The following is a 24,137-nucleotide window of genomic DNA, read 5'->3' on the forward strand; positions in this document are numbered from 1 at the left end:
GGCGGTACGACTCAGGCGGGGGCGGCCGCGGCGGTGCCGGCGCCGCGCACGATGACCAGGAACATGTCCGTCGCTATGTCCATCACGACTTCCGCCTGCTGCCCTTCCTCGCGGGCAGCGTGCGCCAACTCCTCCGCCGGCCACGAGCCTCGCGGCCCACCGGCGGGAAAGCGTCCCAGCACCGTTCGCACGTCCACCTTGCACCTCCGTTTAGCGCTGTCCTCGTAGAGTTAAACGCCAACCATGGCCTGAACGACTCTTCCAGTGACGCTACTGAGACGTAGTTGACACGCGGTCAACGCCGGAGCGAGAGATACCTCGCAAAAACCACACGTTCCGGTGACTTTCCGTGGCATCTCCCGTACGCGTCGTGACGGCGGCTCCTCTCACCGTGCGCGGGCGGCGGTTCACTCATGGTCAACGCGTACGTCGGGTAACCGGAACCGGCCCACCTCATGCGGCCTTTCCGGTCGCTTCGTGCGGGAGTGCGGCGTGCGGGCATGCGGCGTCCGGGCATGCGGGCGCTCACGCCGGAGGAGCGTCGTAGTCCTGGATACGTCCGCCGTGGCTGCGGTCGGTGAGGGCGGTCAGCCGGTCCTCCAGTTCACGCACGGTCGCCGCCACGTCCACGGTGAGCAGTTCGCCGTCCCGCATCAGGACGCGGCCGTCGACGACGGTGGTGCGGACGTCGGCGGAGCGGGCGCTGTGCACGAGGGTGGCGGCGAGGTCGTGCACGGGCTGGGTGTGCGGGCCCGTGAGATCGACGAGGACGATGTCGGCGCGCCGGCCGGGCGCCAGGCTGCCGATCCGCTCCCCGAGCCCGACGGCCCGCGCGCTCTGCAGCGTGGCGTGGTGCAGCGCCTGCCGGGCGGTCAGCCAGCGAGGATCGCCCTCCGTCGACTTCTGCACGAGCGCGGTGAGCGCCATGGACTCCCACACGTCGAGGGAGTTGTTGGAGGCGGCACCGTCCGTGGCGAGCCCGACGGGGACGCCGATGCGCCGCAGCTCCCGCACCGGTGTGGTGGGCCAGGCGAACTTGAGGTAGCCGCGGGGCGCCGTCGCGACGGCCACCGGCCCGGTCGCCCGCTCCAGCACCGGCAGGTCCCGCGCGACGATGCCGGTGCCGTGCGCGATCAGTACGCCCGCTTCGACGCCGAGGAGCCCGGTGCGCTCCAGGACCTCGATGGGGGTGACGCCGTGCCGGGCGAGGCTGTTGTCGGTCTGGTCGCGGCTCTCGGCGGCGTGCAGATGGACCGGGAGGCCGTGCGCGCGGGCCAGTTCGGCGGTGGCGGCGAGGTCGGCTTCGTCGACGGTGTAGGGGGCGTGCGGGGCGAGTGTGGTGGTGATACGACCATCGGCCGCGTCCCGGTGCCGTAGCGCGAACTCCAGCGACCGTTCCCGCCCTTCGACGCCGAGCGAGGAGAAGAACGCCTCCCCCAGATGGGCGCGCAGACCGGTCTCGGCGACGACACCGGCGACCGTGTCCATCGAGAAGTAGTGGTCGGCGAAGCAGGTCACGCCGCCCCGGATCATCTCCGCGCAGGCCAGCCGCGCCCCCAACTCCACGTCCTTGGCCGTCAGATTGGACTCGACGGGCCAGATGACGTCGTTGAACCACTCCTCGGCCGGCATGTCCTCGGCGATGCCGCGCAGCGCGACCATCGGTGTGTGGGTATGACAGTTGATCAGCCCGGGCATCGCGACCTGGCCCCGGGCGTCGATGCGTTCGGCCGTGGCGACGACGGCCGTCTCGGACTGCGGCCCGATGCTCTCGATCACCCCGTCCCGCACGACGATCGCGGCGTCCTCGACGAAGGCGATGCCCTCGTGCTCGTCGTGGACGAGGGCGGTGCAGCCGGTGATGACGAGATCGGCGGGCGAGGAGGACAGTGAGGGAGGGGGCGTGGGTGACGGGGGCGGAGGCGGCGTCATGCGGTCACGGTACGACGGGGGCGGGCCCGGAAGCGGCGGTATCCGGGCGGGTGGGGAGCACCGGCTCAGGCCGTGAGCCGAGGCCGCCCTGCGCCCCTGCGCCCTTCCGCTCCACCGGCCCGAGTCCCACCTGCGCCGCCTGCCCCACGCGACGCACCCGACACACCCGACGTACCGGACGCACCTGCCCCACCCGGCGTTTCCCGCATGTCCAGCGCGTCGGGCCCGTCCGGCCCGTCCGGCACTTCCGGGAGGCTGATGCCGGTGTGCCGCTGATGGCGGGCGAGCTGGTCGAGGAGGGCGGTGAGCTGCTCGGTGTGGTGACGGCCGAGTCCTCCGGTGTCGTCGAGGTGGACCGCGCAGGCGGTGGTGGTGTCGACGAGCTGTTCGAGGACGGCGGCGATCTCGTCGGTGCCCTCGCTGTGCCGGGCGAGGGCGGGGTGTTCGGCTCCGGCGAGGGCGATCGCCGTTCGTGCCCGGGCGAGGGTGCGGTAGGCCTCGCGGCGCAGGGTCCAGCGGGCGGCGCGGTCGTCGGACTCCAGCACATGGGCGAGATAGAGGTGGGCGGCCGCGGCCGCTTCGTCGAGGCGGGCGCGGACGCCTCCGCCGCGCTGGCCCTTCGGTATCGGCAGATGGCCGACGATCAGGACGATGGCGCAGGCCAGCAGCGTCTCGCCGATCCGGCTCCAGGAGGCCTGGGGTTCGCCGCCGACCATGACGAGGGCGAGGACGAGAACGGTGACGACGGCGGTCTGGGCGGCGAAGTGCCGTGTGGCGACGGGGATGAGCGCGCCGCTGACCGCGACGAGGACGACGAGGCCCTCCGGCCGGGGCAGTACGGCGGCGCAGCCGGCGAACAGCACGGCGCCCAACACGGTTCCCGCGGCCCGGCACAGCACACGCGACACGAGCGGCCCGAGGTCGGGCTTGACCAGGAACACGGCGGTCGCCGGCAGCCAGTACCAGTGCTCGTGGTGCAGTGCCTGCGCCACGGCGGCGCTGGCGCCGAAGGAGAGGGCGACGCGGAGGCCGTACTCGCGGCCGCCGGTCCCGAGCGCGAGGCGGAGGAGCGATCCGACGGTACGGCGCCGGGTGGGGAGGGTGCGCGCGTCGCCCCGGTCGAAGGCCTCGGCGGCGTGCAGGAGCGCGTCGTCGAGGGCGCGCAGCGCGGGCGCTGAGCGGGCGGGCGCGGGCAGCGGCCCGGTGGCGGTGTTGCCGCGTACGGCCTCGGCGAGCCGCCGGGGTCCCGCGGAGGCCCGGCCGTCGATGTGGTCGCCGGTCCAGGCCAGCGCGGTCGCGGCCTCTGCGAGCGGCAGGGCTGCCGTGTACTGGGCGTGCAGCCGCCGTTCGGTCGACGAGCTGGCGTACCGCCGCAGTCGGGGTCCGGTGAGCGCGTCCTGGGCGTGGTCGAGAGCGGCGGTGAGCGCGGCGCGGCGGGCGGTCGCGTCCGGGGTGCCGACGGCGTCGAGCAGCGCGGCGATGGCGTCGTAGACGGCGGCCACGGCGTCCCGTTCCCCGTCGAACCGGTAGTCGCCGCCGGTCAGTGCGCTGGGGGTGGGCAGCACGAGGCGCAGGGCGAGCAGCCATCCGGCCCCGGCGAGATAGCCGAGCGCCCGCTCCCACCCCGGCTCCGGCAACGGCATGCCGGCCCCGATGGCGGTGGCCACGAGCAGTTGGGTGCCGGCGCCGGAGGCGACGGGTCCGACGGCGCTCATGCCGCCGGCGAGCAGTCCGAGCGAGGTGAGCAGCAGGGTGAGGGCCACGGCGCCGGCGTACTGTCCGGGGCCGCCGGGGGCGTGGCGGTCCGCGTAGGCGGAGGCGTACTGCCCGGCATACGTGCCGATGAGCAGTCCCAGGGCACCGGCGAGGGCGGGCACGCCGAGGCGCTGTACCGAGACCCGGCGGCTGCCGGGCCGGTCGTTGATCCCGGCGAGCATGGCGCCGAGTGCGGCGACGACGCCGAGGGAGGGGTGTCCGGCGAGCAGGGCGAGGGTGAGCAGCGGTCCTCCGGCGAGCGCTCCGCGCACCACCGCGTTCCAGGGCACCGGCCCCCTTTGCGCACGCAGGGCATGAGCGAGCCAGGGCGGCAGGGCGGTGCGGAGTGCGGGGCGGGACACGGGGCTCCTGTCGTCGGGGGAGGCGGAGGTGTGCCTTCGGGCGACGGCGGCCGGGGCGCGGGTGGGGCGTGGTACCGGTGAGGGCCGATCGACGGGGTGGTGCCGTTCGGCCGTGGTGTCCACGGTAGGTCCCGGATCAGGAGGTTGTGGAACGCTGGTATTACCGCGATGTGACGATACTTGGAAAGGCCATGTTCTTTATGAACGCAATTGCTGCGTGAACTCGCGCGGCCCGTGCACGGATCCACGCCGAATACCTTCGGCAACCGGTGGGAACTTCCGGGAACGTGCGGGAACCTTCGGGAAAGGAAGCGGGCCCGGGGGCGTAGCCGGCCCCCGGGCCCTGTGATGCCGCCCATTCGGCACGCCGCTACGGTTGAGAACCCAGGTCAGTCGTCATGTCGTCGCGTCCTGCCTTTGGACCACCGCACATCGAGCTGTGCGGGCCGGACTTGAACCGGCATTTCGACGTCCCGGGGCCTGGGTCCGGTCGTTGCGACGATCGGCGGCGAATACTGAGTCTGGAGCAATAGTCTGAGATTGAACGCGGCCCGTCCCTGAAATCCTCGGCGGGTACGGTCCGCTCCGTCACGACAAGCCTCAGCTTCAGCTTTGCGCTCCTCGCGCACCCCGCCCGAAACATCGGGCGGGGAGTCTGTGAGGCTACCCGAACAGGTAGCCGAACACCGCGTCACCGACCCGCTGGTCGACGACGTCCACGCCGTTCGCCTCCTCGCGCGCGAACTTCACGGCCTGCTGCAACTTCTCGACGCGGTCGAGGATCTCCCGGACCCGGCGGGCGGGCAGCGCACCGGAGAACTTCACGGTGGTCCAGTACCCGACGGGTATGTCCTCGTAGTACACCTCGACCTGTGCGGGGTGCTTGTCGGTCGCCTCCGCCTTCACGTGGTTGCGGGGCACCTTCTTGGTCCGCACCGTCCGCACCGGCTCGGTCTTCCAGGCGTCGGTGGAGGGGTCCTGCACCCACGCCTCGGAGGCGTCGAGCACGGGCAGCTTCCGCACGAGCGCGTTGATCTCGCCGAGCTGCTTCTCGAGGAAGAGCAGGTAGGCCACCGGCACCTCGGCGACGAGTACCCGCCCGTCGACCGTCACGTCCGCCCGTGCCGTGCAGTTGGCCCAGTCCTTCGTGGCGGTCACATCGAACAGCCGCGTGAGGATCCCCGCCGTCTCCCGCAGCACGTCCTCCGCCCGCACCTGCACCCGGGTCGACTCGGGCGGCAACTGCTCGCCCTCCTCGTCCTTCGGCTGATACGTACGCGCGATTCCGGCCAGCAGGGCAGGCTTCTGGAGCCCATGATGAGCGGCCGTCAGGTCCTGCTGTGACTTGGCCTTGACGCCCTTCTCCACTGCGATGATCTGATTGAGTTTCGCCACGCCTGGAAGGTAGCAGCCGGGTACGGGCTTCTTCGAAGGGATATTCCTCCCGGAGGGATACGCCCTCTTCTGCGTCACGCCTCCCAGAGGTTGCGGTGACGGTGGCGGGTCGGGGGATGGTCGAGGGTTTCGGCCACGGTGACGAGGTCGCCGGGCCGGGCTGCGCGCAGGTGGTTGCGTGCCGTGGTGCGGAAGGTGCGCAGGGCGGCGCGGGCCCGGGATTCGTAGGGGTTCCAGAAGCATTGGTTCACGGCCCGGGCGTACCGGTAGGACGTGAACGCACGGACGACTCGGGTCGGCCGGGGGCGGCGGCCCTCCCAGTGCGCGCGGCTCAGTTCGGCCCCGCAGTAGCGGAGCCCGGTGAGGGTGTGCGCGGTCCAGGGGGCCGGCAGTCCGGCCGCCCAGTACGCCGGGATGTCCCGGTGCCGGCTGCGGATGTGGTGCACGGTGCGTGACATGGCTGACCTCCGGGGGCTCGCCGGAATCTCCGGCTCGGCCCGCTACACGTCAGCCGCCGTGAAGCGCCCCAGGGGCTTCGCGCGCATGCGTACAGACATGGACGGAGCATGGGCCGCCGGGCGCCGAGATGTCGAGCGATTATCGACGTGGGCTCAGCACACGGCGGCCGGTGAGGCGGCGCGATGTGGCGAACAGCCAGGAATTTCAGATGCGTTCGCGTGCCGTACTTCGCATCATCGACAGGTTGCCCCAGCACTCCCACCAGCGCACCGGAGCCCTTCATGATCAAACGAGTCACCGTCCCCAGTCTTTTCCAGCCGCCGGTCTACTCGCACGCCTCGGTCGTCGAGGCCGGTACACGGCTCGCGTTCCTCGCCGGTTCCGTTCCGCTGGACGCCGACGGGAAGCTGGTCGGTGAGGGGGATCCGGTACGGCAGGCGCAGCAGGTGCTCGCGAATCTCGGGGAGCAACTGCGCGCGGTGGGCAGCGACTTCGCCCATGTCGTGGCGACCGATGTCTATGTGGTGAGCAGCGAGCCCCGGGTCCTCTCCTCGGTCTGGGACGTCGTCGAGGCCTCCGGTCTCAGCATCGGCCCCCACTCGTCGACCCTCCTCGGCGTGGCCTGCCTGGGCTACACCGGCCAGTTGGTCGAGATCACGGCGACCGCGGTGGTGCCGGAGTCGTAGCGGATCCGGGGGGCGGGCGACGGCAGGGCCAGGACGGCGGCCCGGTCCACGGCAGGCCAGGACGACGGCCCGGCGTACGGCGGGGCAGCCGCGGGGACCGGCGCGGCGCGCCCCTCATGCCGACCCCCGGCCGCCCCTCCCCCACACCCGCTGCTTGGCCAGCGGCTTCGCGTACGTCCCCGCCCGGCTGGTCTCCAACCCCAGCCCCACCAACGCCTCCGCCAGCTTCACGGCCGCCCCCACCCCGTCCACCACGGGAACGCCCACCTTCCCCGCCACCACCTGCTGCAACCCGGTCATGCCGGCGCACCCCAGTACCAGCACCTCCGCACCGGCGTCCCGGACCCGCCCTGCCGCGTCGACGAAGGCCCGCACCGTGCGGTCGGTGTCGTACAGGTCGAGGACGCCCAGCCCGGTCCCGACCACGCCCACGCAGTTGCGCCCCACACCGGCCGTCTCCAAGCTGTCCTCGATCTGCCCGCACGACCGTTCCAGGGTGGTGACCACCCCGTACCGCCGCCCGAGCAGACACGCGAGGTGCGCGGCGGCCTCGGTGATGTCGACGACGGGCACGTCCAGCAGTTCCCGCGCCCCTTCGCGCCCGTGTTCACCGAACCCGGCCATGACCACGGCGTCGTAGGGCTCGTCGTACGTGCGCAGGGTGTCGAGCACGGCCGCGGCCGACAGATAGCTGTCGAGCCAGCCCTCCGCGGACTCGGGCCCCCACGCCGGGGTCAGCCCGGTCACGGTGGTGCCCGGGCCTGCCGCGGCCCGGGCACCTCGCACGATCTCCTCGGTCATCTCCTGCGTGGTGTTGCAGTTGGTGACGACGATCCGCACGCTTCTCAGACCTCCACGGTGACGGTCGGCTCGGTCTGCGTGGCCCCCTTCGCGGCACGCTCGTCGCGGCACAGCACCGCGTACAGCCCGGCGGCCAGCGCCGTTCCGATGAACCAGGAGTACGGGGCGACCGCGCTGAAGTCCTTCACCAGCGCGAGGACGGCGGAGACGGCGGCCGCGGGGAGGAACGCCCAGAGGGCCTTGGGGTTGACGCCCTTGCGGTAGTAGTACCGGGAGCCGGGCTGCGCGTTGAACAGTTCGTCGACGTCGATGCGTCCGCGCTTGACCCAGAAGTAGTCGAGCATGATCACACCGAACAGCGGGCCGAGGAACGCGCCGAGACCGCCGAGGAAGTAGTTGACGACGGTCGGGTTGGAGAAGAGGTTCCACGGGGTCACGACGAGCGCCGCGACCGTGCTGATCATGCCGCCCACCTTGAAGCTGATCTTCTGCGGCCAGACGTTGGCGAGGTCGTACGCGGGGGAGACGAAGTTCGCGACGATGTTGACGCCCATGGTGGCGATGGCGAAGGTCAGGGCGCCCAGCACGAGGATCCAGGTGTTGCCGATCTCCGCGACGAGGTACGCGGGGTCGGTGATCGCCTTGCCGAACACCTCGATGGACCCGGCGGTGACGATGACCGACACCACCACGAAGGCGGTGGAGTTGATCGGCAGTCCCCAGAAGTTGCCGCGCTTGACGGTCCGGTAGTCGGGGGCGAAGCGGGAGAAGTCGCAGAAGTTGAGCATCAGCGTGCCGTAGGTGGCGAGGACCAGGCCGATCGCGCCGAACCACTGCCGCCACTGCTCACCGACGGAGACCGGGTGCGGGGTGGAGGTGAGGGAGATGGTCCAGTCGGCCTTGGCGAGGATCCACACCGCGAGCGCGATCATGACCAGCCAGATCGCCGGGCCGCAGAAGTCCTGGAACTTCCGCACCGACTCCATGCCCTGGCTGATGATCACCGCCTGGATGAGCCAGAGGGCGACGAAGGTGATCCAGCCGAGCTGGTGCAGGCCGAGGAAGGAGCCGTGGGTCCAGGACTCCAGGCCCGGCCAGGCGGCCAGCAGCATGATGTTGACGGCGACGGACGCGAGATAGGTCTGGATGCCGTACCACATGATGGCGATCACGGCCCGGATGATGGCCGGGATGTTGGCGCCCCAGACACCGAAGCTGATGCGGCTGACGACGGGGAACGGCACACCGTGGCGCTGGCCGATCTTCCCCATCCAGTTCATGCCGATGTAGATGATCACGAAGCCGACGAGCAGCGATGTGAAGACCTGCCAGACGTTCATGCCGAGGACGAGCAGTCCGGCGGCGAAGGTGTAGTTGCCGAGGTTGTGGACGTCGGACATCCACAGGGCGAAGAGGTCGAAGACCTTCCAGTTGCGCTTGTCGGCGGGGGCGAGGTCTTCGTTGGTGAGGCGGGGGTCGGGCACGAACGCGGTGGTGGTGGTTGCTTCGGCGGGATCGGCGAGGGACACGGGGCCTCCGGGAGCGAGAGGAGGAGACGGGGAGGGAGCGGACCGCGCGCAGGAGTTTTGGTATACCAAACTCCCGCCATGGTCCGCCGTCAACCGTTCGGACCGATGTCGCTGTTGTTAACGACCCGTAAAACGCCTCGGGCGTCGGCGAGGATGGCCTCATGAGCTCCCTGGCTCCTGAAGGAGCGAAGATCGAAACCCTCGGTCCTCTCGGTGCGGTGCGCGAGCGGGTTCTGGGGACCCTGCGGCAGGACATCATCGCGGGCCGGCTCCGTCCGGGCGACCGGCTGGTCGAGCGCGAGCTGGCCGATCGTTTCGGGGTCTCACGGGTCCCGGTCCGCGAGGCGATCCGCGCGCTGGTCGCCGAGGGCTTCGTCCTCTTCGAGACACCGCGGCGCACGGTGGTCCGTCGTCTCACCAGGGCGGACGTCGCGGAACTCTTCGAACTGCGCGAGGCGTTGGAGGTGTACGCCGCCGGACTCGCCGCCACCCGCGCCACGCCGGAGAGCCTGACCGAGCTGTCGGCCCTGCTCGACCAGGCGGCGGCCGCGACCCGTGCCGGTGACGCCGAGGCGATCACCGACATCAACACCCGCTTCCACGATCGTGTCCTCGCCATGGCCGGCAACAGCCTGCTCATCTCCGTCATGGAGCCGGTCGACGGCCGTCTGCGCTGGCTCACCCGCCAGAACACGGAGTGGCCGCAGCTCCTCACCGAACACCGCGAGCTGTACGAGGCGATCGCCTCCGGCGACCCCGACCGCGCCCGAAGCCACGCCCTCACCCACGTCCAGACCAACTACCGCTCCACCGTGCGGCACCTTTTCGAGGAGGACGAGATGGGGGGCGAGGGCGGAGGCGGAGGCGGAGGGGAAGGCTAGGGCGACCGAGGTGGTGGCAGATGGCAGAGGGGACTGGGCGGGACGGGCGTGGCCGAGGGGCGCGCCCCGGCTCCCGCCGCCGCTCCCGCTCCCGCCCCCGCCATCTCACCCCTTGGCGTACTTGTCCGTCGCGTCCACCAGCGCCTGTGTCATGTCCGGCGCGCCCGCGTTGTGGCCCACGTCGTCGATGAGGACCAACTCGCTGCCGGGCCAGGCGTGGTGGAGGCGCCAGACGATGCCGAGGAGGTTGCCGGGGTCGAGGCTGCCCTGTACGAGGGTGCCGGGGATGCCCTTGAGCACTCGCACGTCGCGCAGCACGACACCGTCAACGCCCGCACTGCCCCCGCCGCCCTCATCGAGGAAGTGGCCGTTGCCCCAGTAGTGGGTGACGGTACGGGCGAAGCCGTAGCGGAACACGGGGTCCTCGTAGCGCGGAACGGAGCGGGGTGGCTGTGCCGCGATGGCCGTCTCCCAGTCGGTCCAGGCCCTCGCGGCGCGCGCCCGTACCTCCGCGTCGGGCGATTCGAGCAGCCGGTTGTAGGCGGCGGCGAGGTTGCCGTCCCGCTCGCCCTCGGGCAGCTCCGCGAGGAACCGCTCGAACGCCTCCGGGAAGAGCCGGCCGAGGCCCCGGGTCAGCAGGGCGACCTCGGCGTCGGAGCCCGATGCGACCCCCGTCAGCACCAGCTCGGACACGGCACCCGGATGCGTCTGCGCGTACCGCAGCCCGAGCACCGACCCCCACGACACACCCCACACAAGCCATCGCTCGATCCCGAGGTGCCGTCGCAGCAGCTCCAGATCGGCGAGGAGACGAGGCGTCGTGTTGACGCTCATGTCCGTCTCGTACGCGCTCGCCGGCGGTGTCGAACGCCCGCAGCCGCGCTGGTCCAGCAGCACGATCCGGTACGCGTCGGGGTCGAACAGGCGCCGGAACCAGGGGCCCGCCTGGGATCCGGGCCCACCGTGCAGCACCAGCGCGGGCTTGCCCCGCGGGTTCCCGCAGACCTCCCAGTACACGTGGTTGCCGTCACCGACGTCGAGCATGCCGCGGTCGTACGGTTCGATCTCGGGATAGAGAGGCATTGCGCGACCCTAGAGGGCGCACGACACCATCGGCAGCCGCTTTTCCGCCGCCCCGGAGCGGGGCCCGGTCAAACCCGGCGGACGCCCACGCCGTCGCCCGCTCCCGCCCCTACGAGGTGACGCTCAGCCCGGCCGCTCCGGCAGCCGTGCGCAGGACGTCCCGGAGCATGTCCGGGGTCAGCCGGCCGGTGAACGTGTTGCGCTGGCTCACGTGGAAGCAGCCGAAGAGATCGAGCCCGTCCAGCGGTACGCGGGTGCCGTGGCCGAAGACCGGTCGGGGCCGGGGTACCCGCCAGCCCGCCTCGGCGAGCGCGGGCAACGCGGCCTGCCAGCCGAACGCACCCAGGACGAGCACGGCCCGCAACGAGGGCCGCAGCAGCTCCAGCTCACTGACCAGCCACGGTCGGCACGTGTCGCGTTCCTCGGGGGTCGGCTTGTTGGCGGGCGGTGCGCAGTGCACGGGTGAGGTGATCCGTACGCCGTGGAGTTGCAGGCCGTCGTCGACGCCGACCGCGGTGCCGCGCGAGGCGAGGCCCACGTCGTGCAGCGCCGCGTACAGCACGTCGCCCGAGCGGTCGCCGGTGAACATCCGCCCGGTGCGGTTCGCGCCGTGCGCGGCTGGGGCGAGCCCGACGATCAGCAGCGCCGCGTCGGACGGTCCGAAGCCGGGCACCGGACGACCCCAGTACTCCTGGTCGGCGAACGCGGCCCGCTTGGTCCGCGCCACCTCTTCCCGCCAGGCGACCAGCCGGGGGCAGGCCCGGCATCCGGTGATCCGGGCGTCGAGCGCGTCCAGCCCGCTCCCACCACCGAACCCGGGGTGCCCTCCGCCCACGCCTCCACCATCCCGGCCACCGTCGCCGCCATCATCCCGGCCACCGCCACCGCCGCCTTCACCGCTGCGCATGTCTCCACGGTACGGCCGGTGATCTCCTCCCCCGTCGGCACCAGGAAGCTAAGGTCGATGCATGGCTTCTGAAGGAACGGGCGAGCGGACGGACGGCCCTGGCACCACGCACCGGGATCCCGGCGCCGCGGCGGCCGCCGCCGAGGCCGCGCGGCCCACGGGCGGCGAGACCGTGCGCATCGACAGCTGGATCTGGTCCGTCCGCCTGGTCAAGACCCGCTCCATGGGGGCGACGGCTTGCCGGGGTGGGCACGTCCGCGTCAACGGCGAGCGGGTCAAGCCGGCGTACGCGGTGCGTGTCGGCGACGAGGTACGGCTCCGCCAGGCCGGTGGGCATGAGCGGATCGTCGTGGTCAAGCGTCTGATCCGTAAGCGGGTCGGCGCGCCTGTCGCCGCCGAGTGCTACGTGGACAACTCGCCGCCGCCCCCGCCTCGCGAGGCCATCGCCCCCGCCGGTATCCGCGACCGGGGAGCCGGTCGCCCGACCAAGCGCGACCGCCGGGACCTCGAACGCCTCCGCGGCCTCACCGACTCCGCGAACGCCGCCCGCGCCCGCCGCGACGACTGACGGCGGCCGAGCGGCACCCGGCTCCACCGCGGCACGCCGTGCCCCGTTGATCACGCCGTCCGTCGCGGCAGCCGCGTCAGTCCGGCCACGTCCTCCCGCCGTGCCCAGGCGATGACGAGCAGCGGCACCATCAGGATCAGCGGGGTCGCCGCGTACTCCCCGTCGAAGACGGCGACCTGGGTGATGAACGCCCCCACCATCAGCGCGCTCAACGACACCCCGGCGACCGAGGCCAGCGCGGGGATCACCAGCCCGATCGCGCCCGCCAGTTCGAGCGCGCCGATGGTGTACATACCCGCGCTGCCCCAGCCGAGCGTCTCGAAGGACTCGGCGGCCGACGGGTGCGCTATCAGCTTGGGCAGCGCGCTCGCGACCGCGAAGAACAACGCGAGCACGATCTGCAGTGCGCCCAGCGAGATCCGGGCCCGCCGGCTGCGCGCCCGGCCCTTCGTGCCCGTGCCGGAAGCCGAGGCCGTGACCGCGGCAGTGGCGGGGGCGGGGGCAGGGGCAGGGGCAGGGGCAGGGGCAGGGGCAGGGGCAGGGGCAGTAGAGGTGGCGGCTCGGGAGGTGGGAGCGGTGGTCTCGGACATGAGGTCTCCTGGCGGAAGCGGTGCGTCGTGCCTGTCACAGAGACAGACCGGCGACCTCTCCCGAACTCATCGGTCCCGAGCGGATTTTCACGCGAAACCACTCAGACCCCGCGCGCCCTGTCAGCCGTCTCACCACATGCCCCGTCAGCCGTCCCACCCGCGCGGGCCCTCTCACCCCACCGGCACCGCCCGCACCCACGTCCGGTCCTCCGTCAGATACCGGTCCACCTTCAGCCCCGACTCTCCCAGCGCCTCCTCGAACTGCTCCCTCGTCATCGGCCGCACCCGGAACGTCTGGGTCCACTCGCCGTCCGGGAAGTGGTACTCCGCGTGCACCGAGCGGACCCCGTCCCCCACCGACTCGCTCGACGCGATACGGACCGTGAAACCACGGGCGTCGACCCGCTCCCGGGGCACATCCGTGTGGTAGTTCTCCCCCTCGCGCTGGATCAGCACGATGCCGTCGTCCGCGACGTGCCGCAGGCACGTGGCGAGCAGTCCGCGCCGCAGCTCGCGATCGCCGGTGTGGACGAGGAACGACGCGAGCAGCACCACGTCGAACTTCTCGCCCAGGTCCAGTTCCTCGATGGGGCTGCGTATCGTCCGCGCCCCGCGCACCCGCTCCAGCATCTCCGCCGACTCGTCCACGGCCGTGACCGTGAAGCCCCGTTCGATCAGGGGGTGGGTCATGCGGCCCACCCCGCTGCCCAGTTCGAGAATGCTCGCCCCCGCGGGCGCGGCGGCGGTGATCACCTCCGGCTCGTCTCCCACCGGCAGTCGTGTGTACACCTCGACCGCGCAGCCGTCCGGGGTGATCGCCCCCGGCCCCGTCCCCTGAAACCCTTCACGCGTCTGGATGCTCATATCCGTTCAACGGCCGGGCGGACACGGGCCGTTCCGCTCATCCCTCACCCGATGGGGTGAACCTGAACCAACCGTGCCCGCTGTACCAGTGCTCCCCGGCCCGCAGATGGTCTCCGACGGCCCGTTCGAGACGTGTCCGGCGCGGCAGTGTCTCCACCGGCAGGTCGGGGTCGCCGAACACGAAACGAAGGGGCAGGCCGTCCTTCGGTTCGCTGTTTCCGCAGGTGATGTGGAACCGCTCCTGGAAGCGGACGATGTTGGAGTCCGCCGGCAGATACCGCTTCAGCTGCGGGTCGAGCAGCCACGAGTGGCAGCAGGCGGCGGTGTGGCGCTCCGTCGGGAAGTGCCTCGGGAAGAACTCCCGGGCCAGCGCGAGCGACCGGTCGCACGCCTCCGGTGTCAGAGGGCCCGCGTAGTCGGGTATGTGCAGGTCGAGGCAGTGCTCCCCGGGCCGCAGCGCCAGGCCGGCCGCCGCGAGCGCGACGCCCTCCCGGCCGCCCAGCCGGGTCCGCTGGAACTGCAGCCGCCCGAGCTGGAACAGCTCCCCGTGGAAGTGGAGCGAGAACCAGCCGGGCGCCACGAGCCCGCCCACCCCGTACCTCCGGCGGTGCAGCACGAGACCCCGGCCCACGTCCGCGAGGGTACGCCGGGAGATGTCCTCGGGGATGCCCCGCTCCCGGTGGTACGCCCGCACGTACGGCAGGGCGGCGACGAGGACGTACACGGGGAAGTATCGGCCCAGCGAACCGGACTCCAGCGGCAACGGCCGCAGTCTCAGCCCTTTGCCGATCTTCCCCATGTCCCGTACGAGACCCCGTACGCACCGTCCGAGGAGCGCGGTCGCCTCCTCGTCGTCCATCAGCGTCCGGCGCAGCGCGACCAGGTCGTTGACGTCCTCGTACGGCACGGCCAGGTCCTGCAGGACGTCCGGGAGCTCCTCGGCGCCGGGCAGCCACGCGCGGGGCCTGCCCGGCGCCTCCTCGTCGTTCTCCTCCAGCTCCTTGAGCCACTCGGCGAGCCTCTCGTCCGCCCGCACCACATCCCAGAGCACCTTCGGCCTCCCCCGTCACTCCACACCGTCTCCTGGAGAACGCACGAGCCGAAGAGTACGTTTCCGAGTAGGACGAACCGGACAAGCGCAGACAAGAGGACGCACAGGGGCAGGAGGGTCAGAAGGACGGAAGAGCGAAAAGGGCGGGAGCGGGAGGCGGTGGTTCCGATGCGTACGGGCAGTGAACCGAGGACGGCGCGCAGTCCGCTGCGGATGCGGCTCTGGATGAGCGTGTGGGGTGTGATCTGGGCGGTCCTGGGGACCGTGGCCTTCGCAGTCGTCGGCCGCCCCGGCTGGGCGGCCGTCTGCGGTGCGGTGTTCCTGATCGCCGCCGTCGACGCCATGGTGATCGTGCGCCATATACGCGAGGGCGCGCACTACCAGCCGGGCCGTGACGTCCCGCCGTACCAGCCGCCGGACCCGCGCCACCCGTAGCGGCGGCGCGTCACGCGCTCCGGCGGCCGTCAGGAGTCGAACCGGGCGGCTTCCAGGTACTGCGGGTTCGGATCGAGCGCCGCGGCCAGCCGGAAGTGGCGTTTGGCCTGGTCGGGGCGGGCCTGCCGCTGGTAGGTGCGGGCGAGCGCGTAGTGCGCGTACGCGTTGTCCGGCTCACGCTCCAGGACGATCGTGAACTCCAGTTCGGCCGGGCGTAGTTGGGCGGCGGCGAAGAAGGCGCGGGCGCGCAGCAGACGGGCCGCCGTGTTCTCGGGGTGTTCGGCGATGACCCGGTCGAGCAGCTTGACGGCGCCCTGCGGGTCGTTCGCCGTGAGGAGCCGCTCGGCCGCGCGGAAGTCGATGACGTGCGTCTCCGGGGTACGTCCGGTGGAACCGCTGGTCTCGGGCACGGCTGAGTCCTTCCCTTGCTGCGACGGTTCAACGCCCCCTGGGGGTGGGCTATTCCTGTGCGTGTTCGGACCGCTCCCGGGGCTGGTGTGCCCTGCGCTCCAGGTCGGCCCAGACGTCCCGGACGCGTCGCCGCAGGTCCTCCAGGGGTACGTCGTTGTCGATGACGATGTCGGCGATCTCGCGGCGCTGGTCGCGCGTGGCCTGGGCGGCCATCCGTGCGCGGGCGTCCTCCTCGGTCATGCCACGCAGCCGGACGAGGCGGTCGAGCTGGGTCTCCGTGGGCGCGTCCACGACGATGACCAGGTCGTACAGCGGGGCGAGGCCGTTCTCGGTGAGGAGCGGGACGTCGTGGACGACGACCGCGTCCGGCGCGGCGGCGTGCTCCAGTTCCTGGGAGCGGGCGCCGACCAGGGGGTGCACGATCGCGTTGAGCGTGGCGAGCTTGTCCGGGTCGGCGAACACCAGGGAGCCCAGCTTGGGGCGGTCCAGGCTGCCGTCCGGCGCCAGCACGTCCTCGCCGAAGGCGTCCACGACCGCCGCGAGCCCGGGGGTGCCGGGGGCGACGACCTCGCGCGCGATCCGGTCCGCGTCGATCAGCACGGCCCCGTGCTCCACGAGCAGCCGGGACACCTCGCTCTTGCCGGCGCCGATACCGCCGGTCAGACCCACTTTCAGCATGCCCGGCAGCTTAGGGGGTGGGTGAAAGCCCCGCACAGAACTGTGGGAGGCCCGGTCCGCGCGAGCCTCCCACGGCTGGTGGAGGAGCGGGCGTCAGCCCTCGCCCTCCCGTTCCGCCAGGAACTTCTCGAACTCGAGGCCGATCTCGTCGGCAGAGGGGATCTCGACGGGCTCGGCGAGCATGTTGCCCCGTGTCTCGGCCCCCGCGGCGGCGTCGTACTGGTGCTCCAGGCCCTGGACGAGGGCGACCAGTTCGTCGTCGCCCTCGCGGATCTGCCGGTCGATCTCGGTCTGCGTGCGGTGGGCCTCCGTGCGCAGGGCGTGCGCGACGCTCGGCAGGACCAGGCCGGTGGCGGCGGTGACGGCCTCCAGGACGGTCAGTGCGGCGTCCGGGTACGGGGAGCGGGCGATGTAGTGCGGAACGTGCGCGGCGACGCCCAGCACGTCGTGGCCGGCCTCCATGAGGCGGTACTCCACGAGGGCCTCGGCGCTCCCGGGGACCTGGGCCTCCTCGAAGGGGCTGCGGTGTCCGGGGACCAGCTCGGCCCGGTTGCCGTGCGGGGTGAGGCCGACGGGCCGGGTGTGGGGCACGCCCATGGGGATGCCGTGGAAGTTGACGGAGAGGCGGACGCCGAGCCGCTCCACGATCTGCTGGACGGCCTTCGCGAAACGCTCCCACTCCACGTCGGGCTCGGGGCCGGACAGCAGCAGGAAGGGCGCCCCCGTGGCGTCCTGGACGAGGCGCACGTCCAGGCTCGGCTCCTCGTAGTCGGTCCAGCGGTCGCGCTTGAACGTCAGCAGCGGGCGCCGGGCCCGGTAGTCCACGAGCCGGTCGTGGTCGAAGCGGGCGACGACCTGGTGGGGCAGCGAGCCGAGGAGCCGGTCGACGATCTGGTCGCCGGTCTCGCCCGCGTCGATGTATCCGTCGAAGTGGTAGAGCATGACAAGTCCCGCCGACTCCTGGGCCAGCGCCATGTCGACGACTGCCAGGCCCTTCGGCTCCCATGCGTACAAACCCTGCGGATCAAGCACTGTGACCGCTCCTCCTCGTGTTCGTACGTCCCAACGCCGTACGGGGGCCCGGCATTCCCGGAGCCGGTTGGAGAAGTGCGGTTCGCGCGCGCCGGAGCGGGGATGGCGGCGCACACACGTCGGGCCCGCACCCCCCGGAGGGGATGCGGGCCCGGCGTGTTATCGGCTGTGCCTCAGCGGCGAGCGGTCAGCTCTGGCCGCCGGCCAGCTTCTCGCGCAGAGCGGCGAGCGCCTCGTCCGAGGCGAGCGCACCGGAGGTGTCCGCACCCTCGGAGGAGTACGAACCGCCACCCGCGGCCGGAGCGGCACCCGCGGCGTCGCCACCCTCGGCGGCGGCAGCGGCGTCGGCCTCGCGGCTCTTGATGACCTGCTGCTGGTGCTGCTCGAAGCGGGTCTGCGCCTCGGCGTACTGGCGCTCCCACTCCTCGCGCTGCTTCTCGTAGCCCTCGAGCCAGTCGTTGGTCTCGGGGTCGAAGCCCTCGGGGTAGATGTAGTTGCCCTGGTCGTCGTAGGACGCGGCCATGCCGTACAGGGTCGGGTCGAACTCGACCGAGGCCGGGTCGGCACCGAAGGACTCGTTGGCCTGCTTCAGCGAGAGGCTGATGCGACGGCGCTCGAGGTCGATGTCGATGACCTTGACGAAGATCTCGTCGTTGACCTGGACGACCTGCTCCGGGATCTCCACGTGGCGCTCGGCCAGCTCGGAGATGTGGACCAGACCCTCGATGCCCTCGTCCACGCGGACGAACGCACCGAACGGAACCAGCTTCGTGACCTTGCCGGGCACGACCTGGCCGATCTGGTGGGTGCGGGCGAACTGCTGCCACGGGTCTTCCTGGGTCGCCTTCAGCGACAGGGAGACGCGCTCGCGGTCCATGTCGACGTCGAGGACCTCGACCGTGACCTCCTGGCCGACCTCGACGACCTCGGAGGGGTGGTCGATGTGCTTCCAGGACAGCTCGGAGACGTGGACCAGACCGTCGACGCCACCCAGGTCCACGAAGGCACCGAAGTTGACGATCGAGGAGACCACACCGGAACGGACCTGACCCTTCTGGAGGGTCGTGAGGAACGTCTGGCGGACCTCGGACTGGGTCTGCTCCAGCCAGGCACGGCGGGACAGGACCACGTTGTTGCGGTTCTTGTCCAGCTCGATGATCTTGGCCTCGAGCTCCTTGCCCACGTAGGGCTGGAGGTCGCGGACGCGGCGCATCTCGACGAGAGAGGCCGGGAGGAAGCCGCGGAGGCCGATGTCGAGGATGAGACCACCCTTGACGACCTCGATGACGGTACCGGTGACGATCCCGTCCTCTTCCTTGATCTTCTCGATGGTGCCCCAGGCACGCTCGTACTGGGCGCGCTTCTTCGAGAGGATCAGGCGGCCTTCCTTGTCCTCCTTCTGGAGGACCAGGGCCTCGATCTCGTCACCGACGGCGACGACCTCGTTGGGGTCGACGTCGTGCTTGATCGAAAGCTCGCGGCTCGGGATAACGCCTTCGGTCTTGTAACCGATGTCGAGCAGGACCTCGTCCCGGTCGACCTTCACGATGACGCCGTCGACGATGTCGCCGTCGTTGAAGTACTTGATCGTCTCGTCGATCGCGGCGAGGAAGGCTTCCTCGTTACCGATGTCGTTGACCGCTACCTGCGGGGTGGTGGCGGTGGTCTCGGTGCTGCTCGTCATGTGGGAAAGGGCTCCGGTACGGACATTGAAGTCGTAGGTACTGCTTACGCCGGGAGCCCGTTTCGCTCTGCAGAAGCCGGACAGCCAAGGAAGCGCCACACAAAACCGCTGGTGGCGCCTCGACAACCGAGGGGACATACAACAGATGCGAGCGCAGCCTGCTACGTCTGAGGTGCGCAGGCCCGCAGCGCAACTTGTAGCATACGGGGGCAGCCAGGCAGGGTCAATGCGCGAAGGCGCACCACCCGGGGCGGAACGCCGCATACCCGGCACAAATCCCGTCCCGTGAGGCCACGCAGGCCTGGGACACACCTTCCGTGACGCGATTCTGAGGCCATCGCGCCACTCGGGTTACGGAAGAGTACGACGAGGGAGCCGATCATCCAAGAGCGCGATGTCCACGAAATCTCCACCGCCCCCGCGACCGCCGGCTCCCCCGATGCCGACGAGCCCGAGGCCACCCGGCGCGAGGCCGGGGTGGCGGAGAGCTCCCGGGCCAACCGGGGCTGGTGGGACCGGAACGCGGACGACTACCAGGTCGAGCACGGCACGTTCCTCGGCGACGACCGGTTCGTCTGGGGCCCGGAGGGGCTCGACGAGGTCGAGGCGGAGCTGCTCGGGCCGCCGGAGGAGCTGAAGGGCAAGGACGTCCTGGAGATCGGCGCGGGGGCCGCGCAGTGCTCCCGCTGGCTCGTCGCGCAGGGGGCCCGGCCCGTCGCCCTGGACCTCTCGCACCGTCAGCTCCAGCACGCCCTGCGGATCGGCGGATCGTTTCCCCTGGTGTGTGCCGACGCGGGCGACCTGCCCTTCGCGGACGCCTCCTTCGACCTGGCGTGCTCGGCGTACGGGGCGCTGCCGTTCGTCGCGGACCCCGTGCGGGTGCTGCGGGAGGTCCGTCGCGTCCTGCGGCCCGGGGGCCGTTTCGTGTTCTCGGTGACTCATCCGATCCGCTGGGCGTTCCCGGACGAGCCCGGCCCGGAGGGTCTGTCGGTCTCCGCGTCGTACTTCGACCGCACGCCGTACGTCGAGCAGGACGAGGAGGGGCGGGCCGTGTACGTGGAGCACCACAGGACGGTCGGCGACCGCGTCCGGGACATCGTCGCGGCGGACCTCCGTCTCGTCGACCTGGTCGAGCCGGAGTGGCCCGCCTGGAACAGCTCGGAGTGGGGCGGCTGGTCGCCGCTGCGCGGGAACCTGATCCCGGGCACCGCGATCTTCGTGTGCGCACGGGACTGAAGCCGGGACTGAGACACACGGCCGCCGCTCCGGCTCACGCGCGCGTGACGGCTCACCCGCCGTACCGGCTCACGCGCGCGTGGGGTGCCGTCCCGGACGTACGACACTGAAGGGCGTGATCCGTTACGACGCTCTGGACGCGCTGCCCGTGCGCGGTGCCCTGCCCGGTCTGAACGACGCCCTGGAGGGGCACGGCACCGCCGTTCTCGTCGCGCCGCCCGGCACCGGCAAGACGACGCTGGTGCCGCTTGCACTGGCCGGGCTGCTGGGCGGCGGGCCGGCGCGGCGGGTGGTCGTGGCCGAGCCGCGGCGGATCGCCGCGCGGGCGGCGGCGCGGCGGATGGCGTGGCTGCTGGGCGAGAAGCCCGGCGAGAGCGTCGGCCACACGGTGCGCGGCGAGCGGGTCGTGGGGCGGCACACACGCGTGGAGGTCGTCACGACCGGTGTGCTGCTGCAGCGGTTGCAGCGGGACCAGGAACTCGCCGGGGTCGACGTGGTGGTGCTCGACGAGTGCCACGAGCGGCATCTGGACGCGGACACGGTGGCGGCGTTCCTACTGGATGTGCGGGAGGCGCTGCGGCCCGAGCTGCGGCTGGTGGCGGCGTCGGCGACGACGGACGCGGAGGGCTGGGCGCGGCTGCTGGGCGGCGCGCCGGTCGTGGCGGCGCAGGGTGTGTCGTATCCCGTCGAGGTGGTGTGGGCGCCGCCGTCGCGTCCGGTGCGGCCGCCGCACGGGATGCGGGTGGATCCGGCGCTGCTGGCGCATGTGGCCTCGGTGGTGCGGCGGGCGCTCGCCGAGCGGTCGGGGGACGTGCTGTGCTTCCTGCCGGGTGTGGGCGAGATCGCGCGCGTCGCCGGGCAGCTGGGCGAGGTCGACGGCGTCGACGTCCTCCAGGTGCACGGGCGGGCGTCGGCGGCCGTGCAGGACGCGGTGCTGGCCGGCGGGGAGCGGCGGCGGGTGGTGCTGGCGACGGCGGTGGCGGAGTCGTCGCTGACCGTTCCGGGGGTCCGGGTGGTCGTCGACTCGGGGCTGGCCCGGGAGCCGCGGGTCGACCATGCGCGCGGGCTGAGCGCCCTGACGACCGTACGGGCGTCGCAGGCGGCCGGGCGGCAGCGGGCGGGGCGGGCCGGGCGTGAGGCGCCGGGGGCGGTGTACCGGTGCTGGGCCGAGGCCGAGGACGGCCATCTGCCCCGGTTCCCGGCGCCGGAGATCAGGGTCGCCGATCTCACCGCGTTCGCCCTTCAGGCGGCCTGCTGGGGCGATCCGGAGGCTTCCGGTCTCGCGCTGCTCGACCCGCCGCCCGGTGGGGCGATGGCGGCGGCGCGGGAGGTGCTGACGGCGATCGGCGCGGTGGACGCCGCCGGGCGGGCCACCTCGCGCGGTGCGCGCATGGCGCGGCTGGGTCTGCATCCCCGGCTGGGGCGGGCCCTGCTGGACGCGGCGCCCCTGGTGGGGGCGGACCGGGCCGCGGAGGTCGTGGCGCTGTTGAGCGAGGAGCCGCCACGGGAGTACGGCGACGACCTCCTGGCGGCGCTGCGGGCGGCCCGGCGCGGCGGTGACGCCTACGCCGGCCGCTGGCGTGCGGAGGTGCGACGCCTGCGGACGGCCGCGACGCCGCCCTCGAAGCGGGACGCGTCCGGCCCGTCCCGCCCGCCCGCCGATGCCCACCGCGCGCAGTCCGCCGATGATCGTGACGGGCACGCCTCGGGCGGCGGCCGCCCGCATCCCGCCGACTCCGACGAGCGGCTCGTGGGGACCGTGGCGGCATTGGCCTTCCCCGAGCGGGTCGCCAAGGCGGTGCAGGGGGCCCATCTGATGGTCAACGGGACTCGGGCGCAGGTCGGGGAGGGGTCCGGGTTGCGGAACGCCCCGTGGCTCGCCGTGGCCGTGGCGGACCGGCCGGTGGGTGCCGGGCACGCGCGCGTGCGGCTCGGGGCCGTCGTCGACGAGGAGGTGGCGCGGTCGGCGGCCGCCGCCCTGCACGGCGAGGGCGAGGAGGTCCGCTGGAGCGACGGGGATGTCGTGGCGCGGCGGGTGGAGCGGCTGGGGGCCGTGGAGTTGGCGGTACGGCCGCTCCGGGATCCCGGGTCCGGGCTCGTACGGGCGGCGTTGCTGGAGGGGTTGCGGACCGAGGAGCTGGGGCTGCTGCGGTGGTCGGAGGGGGCCGTGTCGTTGCGGCAGCGGCTCGCCTTCCTGCACGCGCGTCTCGGTGAGCCCTGGCCCGATGTCTCCGACAGTGCCCTGCACGCGCGCGTGGACGACTGGCTGGAGCCGGAGTTGAGCCGTGCCCGGCGGCGGGCGGATCTCGGGCGGATCGACGCCGGGGAGGCGCTGGGGCGGCTGCTGCCGTGGGCCACCGGGGACGCCGTACGGCTGGACGAGCTCGCACCCGAGCGGATCGAGGTGCCGAGCGGGTCGCGGATACGGGTCGACTACACGCGGCCCGAGCAGCCGGTGCTGGCGGTGAAGTTGCAGGAGATGTTCGGGCTCCAGGAGTCGCCCGTACTCGCCGGAGTGCCGGTGCTCGTGCATCTGCTGTCGCCCGCCGGGCGGCCCGCCGCCGTCACCGCCGATCTCGCCTCGTTCTGGAAGGACGGGTACCGGGCCGTGCGGGCGGAGCTGCGCGGCCGGTATCCCAAGCATCCGTGGCCGGAGGACCCGGCGGCGGCCGAGCCGACCCGGTTCACCAACGCGCGACTCAGGCGGTGACCGGCTCGGAGGTGACGGGTTCCTCGACCCCGGATCCTCCCGCCCTGCGGCCGCGGGCCTCGATGGAGAGGGCGAGGGCCAGGAGCAGGAGGCCCAGGCCCAGGAAGCCCCAGGGCAGGTAGGAGGTCATGAGGAGCACGACGACGCGCTGGGACGTGACGAGGTCGACGGTGTGTTCGATGTAGTCCTCGCGCATCTTCACGTGGCCGGCGAACGCGGTCACCTTCTTACGGTCGCCGAGGAGGGTGCCGCCGCGCAGTTCCTCCTTGTGGATCTCCTCGCCGTACACGGGGGCCCCGGTGACCGGCTCCACCCAGAACTTGCGGACCGTGGTGTACCAGCGGGTCGTGCCGGTCTTCGCGACCGTCTCACGGGTGATGCCCTCGACGGGCATGATCCGGGGGAAGGGGACCTCGGTCCAGGGGATGGTCTGCTCGAAGTAGTAGACCTCCACGCCGCGGAAGTCCTGGGTCCCCTTGTAGTGGATGGGGGCGGTGACACGGGCCTGGGCGTCGAAGTACTCGTAGTCGCGGGGCTCGGTGAGGAAGGGCCACTTGAACTCCAGGCCCTCACGGCGGACGGGGTCGCCGTCGACCATCTCGCCCCTGGCGTGGACGGGCTCCTGGGTGTGGGCGTCGAAGATGTAGCGCTCGGGGATCTTGGAGACCATCTCGCCGTCGGGCCCCTGGACATAGGACAGGCCGTCCCAGACGACCACGTCGCGGCCCGCCGTCTTCTCGATCCGCTCCGAGGCCTCCACGTTGCCCTTGAGGGTCTGAACGATGGTGACCTGGGGGACCTTGCGTTCGGTCATCGTGCCGTAGTCGAGGAGGGTGGCGTCCTTCGCGACGAGGACCATGTCCTGGTACTGGTCGGCGGGGATCTTGGCCAGGCGGGGGAAGGCGTACCAGCGGGTCAGCGGGGACAGCGCGGCGAAGAACACGGCCAACGCGAGCAGGATCAGACCGGCCCTGCGGTGCATCTCGGCCTCCCTCCCGGGCGGTTGTGGATGTGCGGTTCCCTCGGCCGTCGAACTGCGGACGGCGCGGTCGGCGCGGTCGGCGCGGACGGCGCGGTCGGCGTCGGTC

Annotated in this window: 24 protein-coding genes; 7 read left to right on the top strand and 17 right to left on the bottom strand. The window is 71.9% G+C overall.

What is annotated here, in order from left to right:
• Positions 1-11: 11 nt before the first annotated feature.
• The 5 genes from M8J73_RS14300 to M8J73_RS14320 all read right to left on the bottom strand — a co-directional run bounded on the left by M8J73_RS14300 (position 12) and on the right by M8J73_RS14320 (position 5,902).
• Positions 12-197, bottom strand: coding sequence for a DUF8839 family protein (locus M8J73_RS14300; RefSeq protein ID WP_055543078.1), 186 nt, complete (start codon positions 195-197; stop codon positions 12-14).
• A 328-nt stretch (positions 198-525) separates the two neighbouring features.
• On the bottom strand, positions 526-1,932 hold the full coding sequence (locus tag M8J73_RS14305) for an amidohydrolase (RefSeq protein WP_274757605.1): 1,407 nt from the start codon (positions 1,930-1,932) through the stop codon (positions 526-528).
• 65 nt (positions 1,933-1,997) lie between these two features.
• The gene (locus M8J73_RS14310; RefSeq protein WP_079055171.1) at positions 1,998-4,049 is read right to left on the bottom strand and encodes an FUSC family protein; all 2,052 of its coding nucleotides are present in this window, start codon (positions 4,047-4,049) and stop codon (positions 1,998-2,000) included.
• A gap of 663 nt (positions 4,050-4,712) precedes the next feature.
• On the bottom strand, positions 4,713-5,444 hold the full coding sequence (locus tag M8J73_RS14315) for a DUF7873 family protein (protein ID WP_055542127.1): 732 nt from the start codon (positions 5,442-5,444) through the stop codon (positions 4,713-4,715).
• Between the two features lie 74 nt (positions 5,445-5,518).
• Positions 5,519-5,902, bottom strand: coding sequence for a hypothetical protein (locus M8J73_RS14320; RefSeq protein WP_055542128.1), 384 nt, complete (start codon positions 5,900-5,902; stop codon positions 5,519-5,521).
• Positions 5,903-6,184: 282 nt separating this feature from the next.
• On the opposite strand from M8J73_RS14320, the gene M8J73_RS14325 reads away from it, so the two are divergent.
• Complete coding sequence (locus M8J73_RS14325; protein ID WP_055542129.1) at positions 6,185-6,589, top strand: RidA family protein; 405 nt, start codon at positions 6,185-6,187, stop codon at positions 6,587-6,589.
• A 114-nt stretch (positions 6,590-6,703) separates the two neighbouring features.
• Here the strand turns inward: M8J73_RS14325 and M8J73_RS14330 are convergent, their stop codons facing one another.
• Entirely contained in the window at positions 6,704-7,429 is a 726-nt protein-coding gene (locus tag M8J73_RS14330; protein ID WP_249828679.1) for an aspartate/glutamate racemase family protein, read from the bottom strand.
• Positions 7,430-7,434: 5 nt separating this feature from the next.
• Positions 7,435-8,919, bottom strand: a complete 1,485-nt coding sequence (locus tag M8J73_RS14335; RefSeq protein WP_055543358.1) for an NCS1 family nucleobase:cation symporter-1 — start codon at positions 8,917-8,919, stop codon at positions 7,435-7,437.
• A 161-nt stretch (positions 8,920-9,080) separates the two neighbouring features.
• Here M8J73_RS14335 and M8J73_RS14340 point away from each other — a divergent pair, with 161 nt between their 5' ends.
• On the top strand, positions 9,081-9,800 hold the full coding sequence (locus tag M8J73_RS14340; RefSeq protein ID WP_249828680.1) for a GntR family transcriptional regulator: 720 nt from the start codon (positions 9,081-9,083) through the stop codon (positions 9,798-9,800).
• A gap of 105 nt (positions 9,801-9,905) precedes the next feature.
• Here M8J73_RS14340 and pip read toward each other — a convergent pair whose 3' ends face one another.
• Positions 9,906-10,883: a prolyl aminopeptidase gene (gene pip / locus M8J73_RS14345; protein WP_055543160.1), complete on the bottom strand. Its 978-nt coding sequence runs from the start codon at positions 10,881-10,883 to the stop codon at positions 9,906-9,908.
• 109 nt (positions 10,884-10,992) lie between these two features.
• Entirely contained in the window at positions 10,993-11,718 is a 726-nt protein-coding gene (locus tag M8J73_RS14350) for a uracil-DNA glycosylase (protein WP_055543159.1), read from the bottom strand.
• On the opposite strand from M8J73_RS14350, the gene M8J73_RS14355 reads away from it, so the two are divergent.
• Both M8J73_RS14355 and M8J73_RS14360 read left to right on the top strand, forming a co-directional pair.
• Complete coding sequence (locus M8J73_RS14355) at positions 11,704-11,862, top strand: hypothetical protein (RefSeq protein WP_157873450.1); 159 nt, start codon at positions 11,704-11,706, stop codon at positions 11,860-11,862. The two genes, M8J73_RS14350 and M8J73_RS14355, sit on opposite strands and share 15 nt — an antisense overlap.
• Entirely contained in the window at positions 11,852-12,358 is a 507-nt protein-coding gene (locus tag M8J73_RS14360; RefSeq protein WP_055543158.1) for an RNA-binding S4 domain-containing protein, read from the top strand. The genes M8J73_RS14355 and M8J73_RS14360 overlap by 11 nt, the downstream gene beginning before the upstream one ends.
• A 50-nt stretch (positions 12,359-12,408) precedes the next feature.
• On the opposite strand, the gene M8J73_RS14365 is transcribed toward M8J73_RS14360, so the two are convergent.
• From M8J73_RS14365 to M8J73_RS14375, 3 genes are all read right to left on the bottom strand, one after another.
• Positions 12,409-12,948, bottom strand: coding sequence for a DoxX family protein (locus M8J73_RS14365; protein ID WP_249828681.1), 540 nt, complete (start codon positions 12,946-12,948; stop codon positions 12,409-12,411).
• 171 nt (positions 12,949-13,119) lie between these two features.
• Positions 13,120-13,812, bottom strand: coding sequence for a class I SAM-dependent methyltransferase (locus M8J73_RS14370; protein ID WP_055539517.1), 693 nt, complete (start codon positions 13,810-13,812; stop codon positions 13,120-13,122).
• A gap of 37 nt (positions 13,813-13,849) precedes the next feature.
• Positions 13,850-14,863: an acyltransferase domain-containing protein gene (locus M8J73_RS14375; protein WP_055539516.1), complete on the bottom strand. Its 1,014-nt coding sequence runs from the start codon at positions 14,861-14,863 to the stop codon at positions 13,850-13,852.
• 168 nt (positions 14,864-15,031) lie between these two features.
• Here M8J73_RS14375 and M8J73_RS14380 point away from each other — a divergent pair, with 168 nt between their 5' ends.
• On the top strand, positions 15,032-15,298 hold the full coding sequence (locus M8J73_RS14380; RefSeq protein WP_055539515.1) for a DUF6343 family protein: 267 nt from the start codon (positions 15,032-15,034) through the stop codon (positions 15,296-15,298).
• A gap of 29 nt (positions 15,299-15,327) precedes the next feature.
• Here the strand turns inward: M8J73_RS14380 and M8J73_RS14385 are convergent, their stop codons facing one another.
• From M8J73_RS14385 to rpsA, 4 genes are all read right to left on the bottom strand, one after another.
• Positions 15,328-15,708, bottom strand: coding sequence for a tetratricopeptide repeat protein (locus M8J73_RS14385; RefSeq protein ID WP_055539514.1), 381 nt, complete (start codon positions 15,706-15,708; stop codon positions 15,328-15,330).
• Positions 15,709-15,757: 49 nt separating this feature from the next.
• Positions 15,758-16,387, bottom strand: a complete 630-nt coding sequence (coaE, locus tag M8J73_RS14390) for a dephospho-CoA kinase (protein ID WP_055539513.1) — start codon at positions 16,385-16,387, stop codon at positions 15,758-15,760.
• 93 nt (positions 16,388-16,480) lie between these two features.
• Positions 16,481-17,419 (bottom strand): PAC2 family protein, encoded by a 939-nt coding sequence (locus M8J73_RS14395; protein ID WP_055539512.1) that lies wholly within the window; start codon positions 17,417-17,419, stop codon positions 16,481-16,483.
• 187 nt (positions 17,420-17,606) lie between these two features.
• Positions 17,607-19,103 (bottom strand): 30S ribosomal protein S1, encoded by a 1,497-nt coding sequence (rpsA, locus tag M8J73_RS14400; protein WP_031166273.1) that lies wholly within the window; start codon positions 19,101-19,103, stop codon positions 17,607-17,609.
• A gap of 336 nt (positions 19,104-19,439) precedes the next feature.
• Here rpsA and M8J73_RS14405 point away from each other — a divergent pair, with 336 nt between their 5' ends.
• Complete coding sequence (locus M8J73_RS14405; protein ID WP_372503946.1) at positions 19,440-20,339, top strand: class I SAM-dependent methyltransferase; 900 nt, start codon at positions 19,440-19,442, stop codon at positions 20,337-20,339.
• A 115-nt stretch (positions 20,340-20,454) separates the two neighbouring features.
• Positions 20,455-23,049, top strand: a complete 2,595-nt coding sequence (gene hrpB, locus M8J73_RS14410; protein WP_249828682.1) for an ATP-dependent helicase HrpB — start codon at positions 20,455-20,457, stop codon at positions 23,047-23,049.
• Here the strand turns inward: hrpB and pgfA are convergent.
• Positions 23,039-24,031: a cell envelope lipid trafficking protein PgfA gene (pgfA, locus tag M8J73_RS14415; protein ID WP_055541977.1), complete on the bottom strand. Its 993-nt coding sequence runs from the start codon at positions 24,029-24,031 to the stop codon at positions 23,039-23,041. The genes hrpB and pgfA overlap by 11 nt on opposite strands.
• Positions 24,032-24,137 lie beyond the last annotated feature (106 nt).

Source organism: Streptomyces neyagawaensis (assembly GCF_023516595.1).
Classification (GTDB): Bacteria; Actinomycetota; Actinomycetes; order Streptomycetales; family Streptomycetaceae; genus Streptomyces; species Streptomyces neyagawaensis.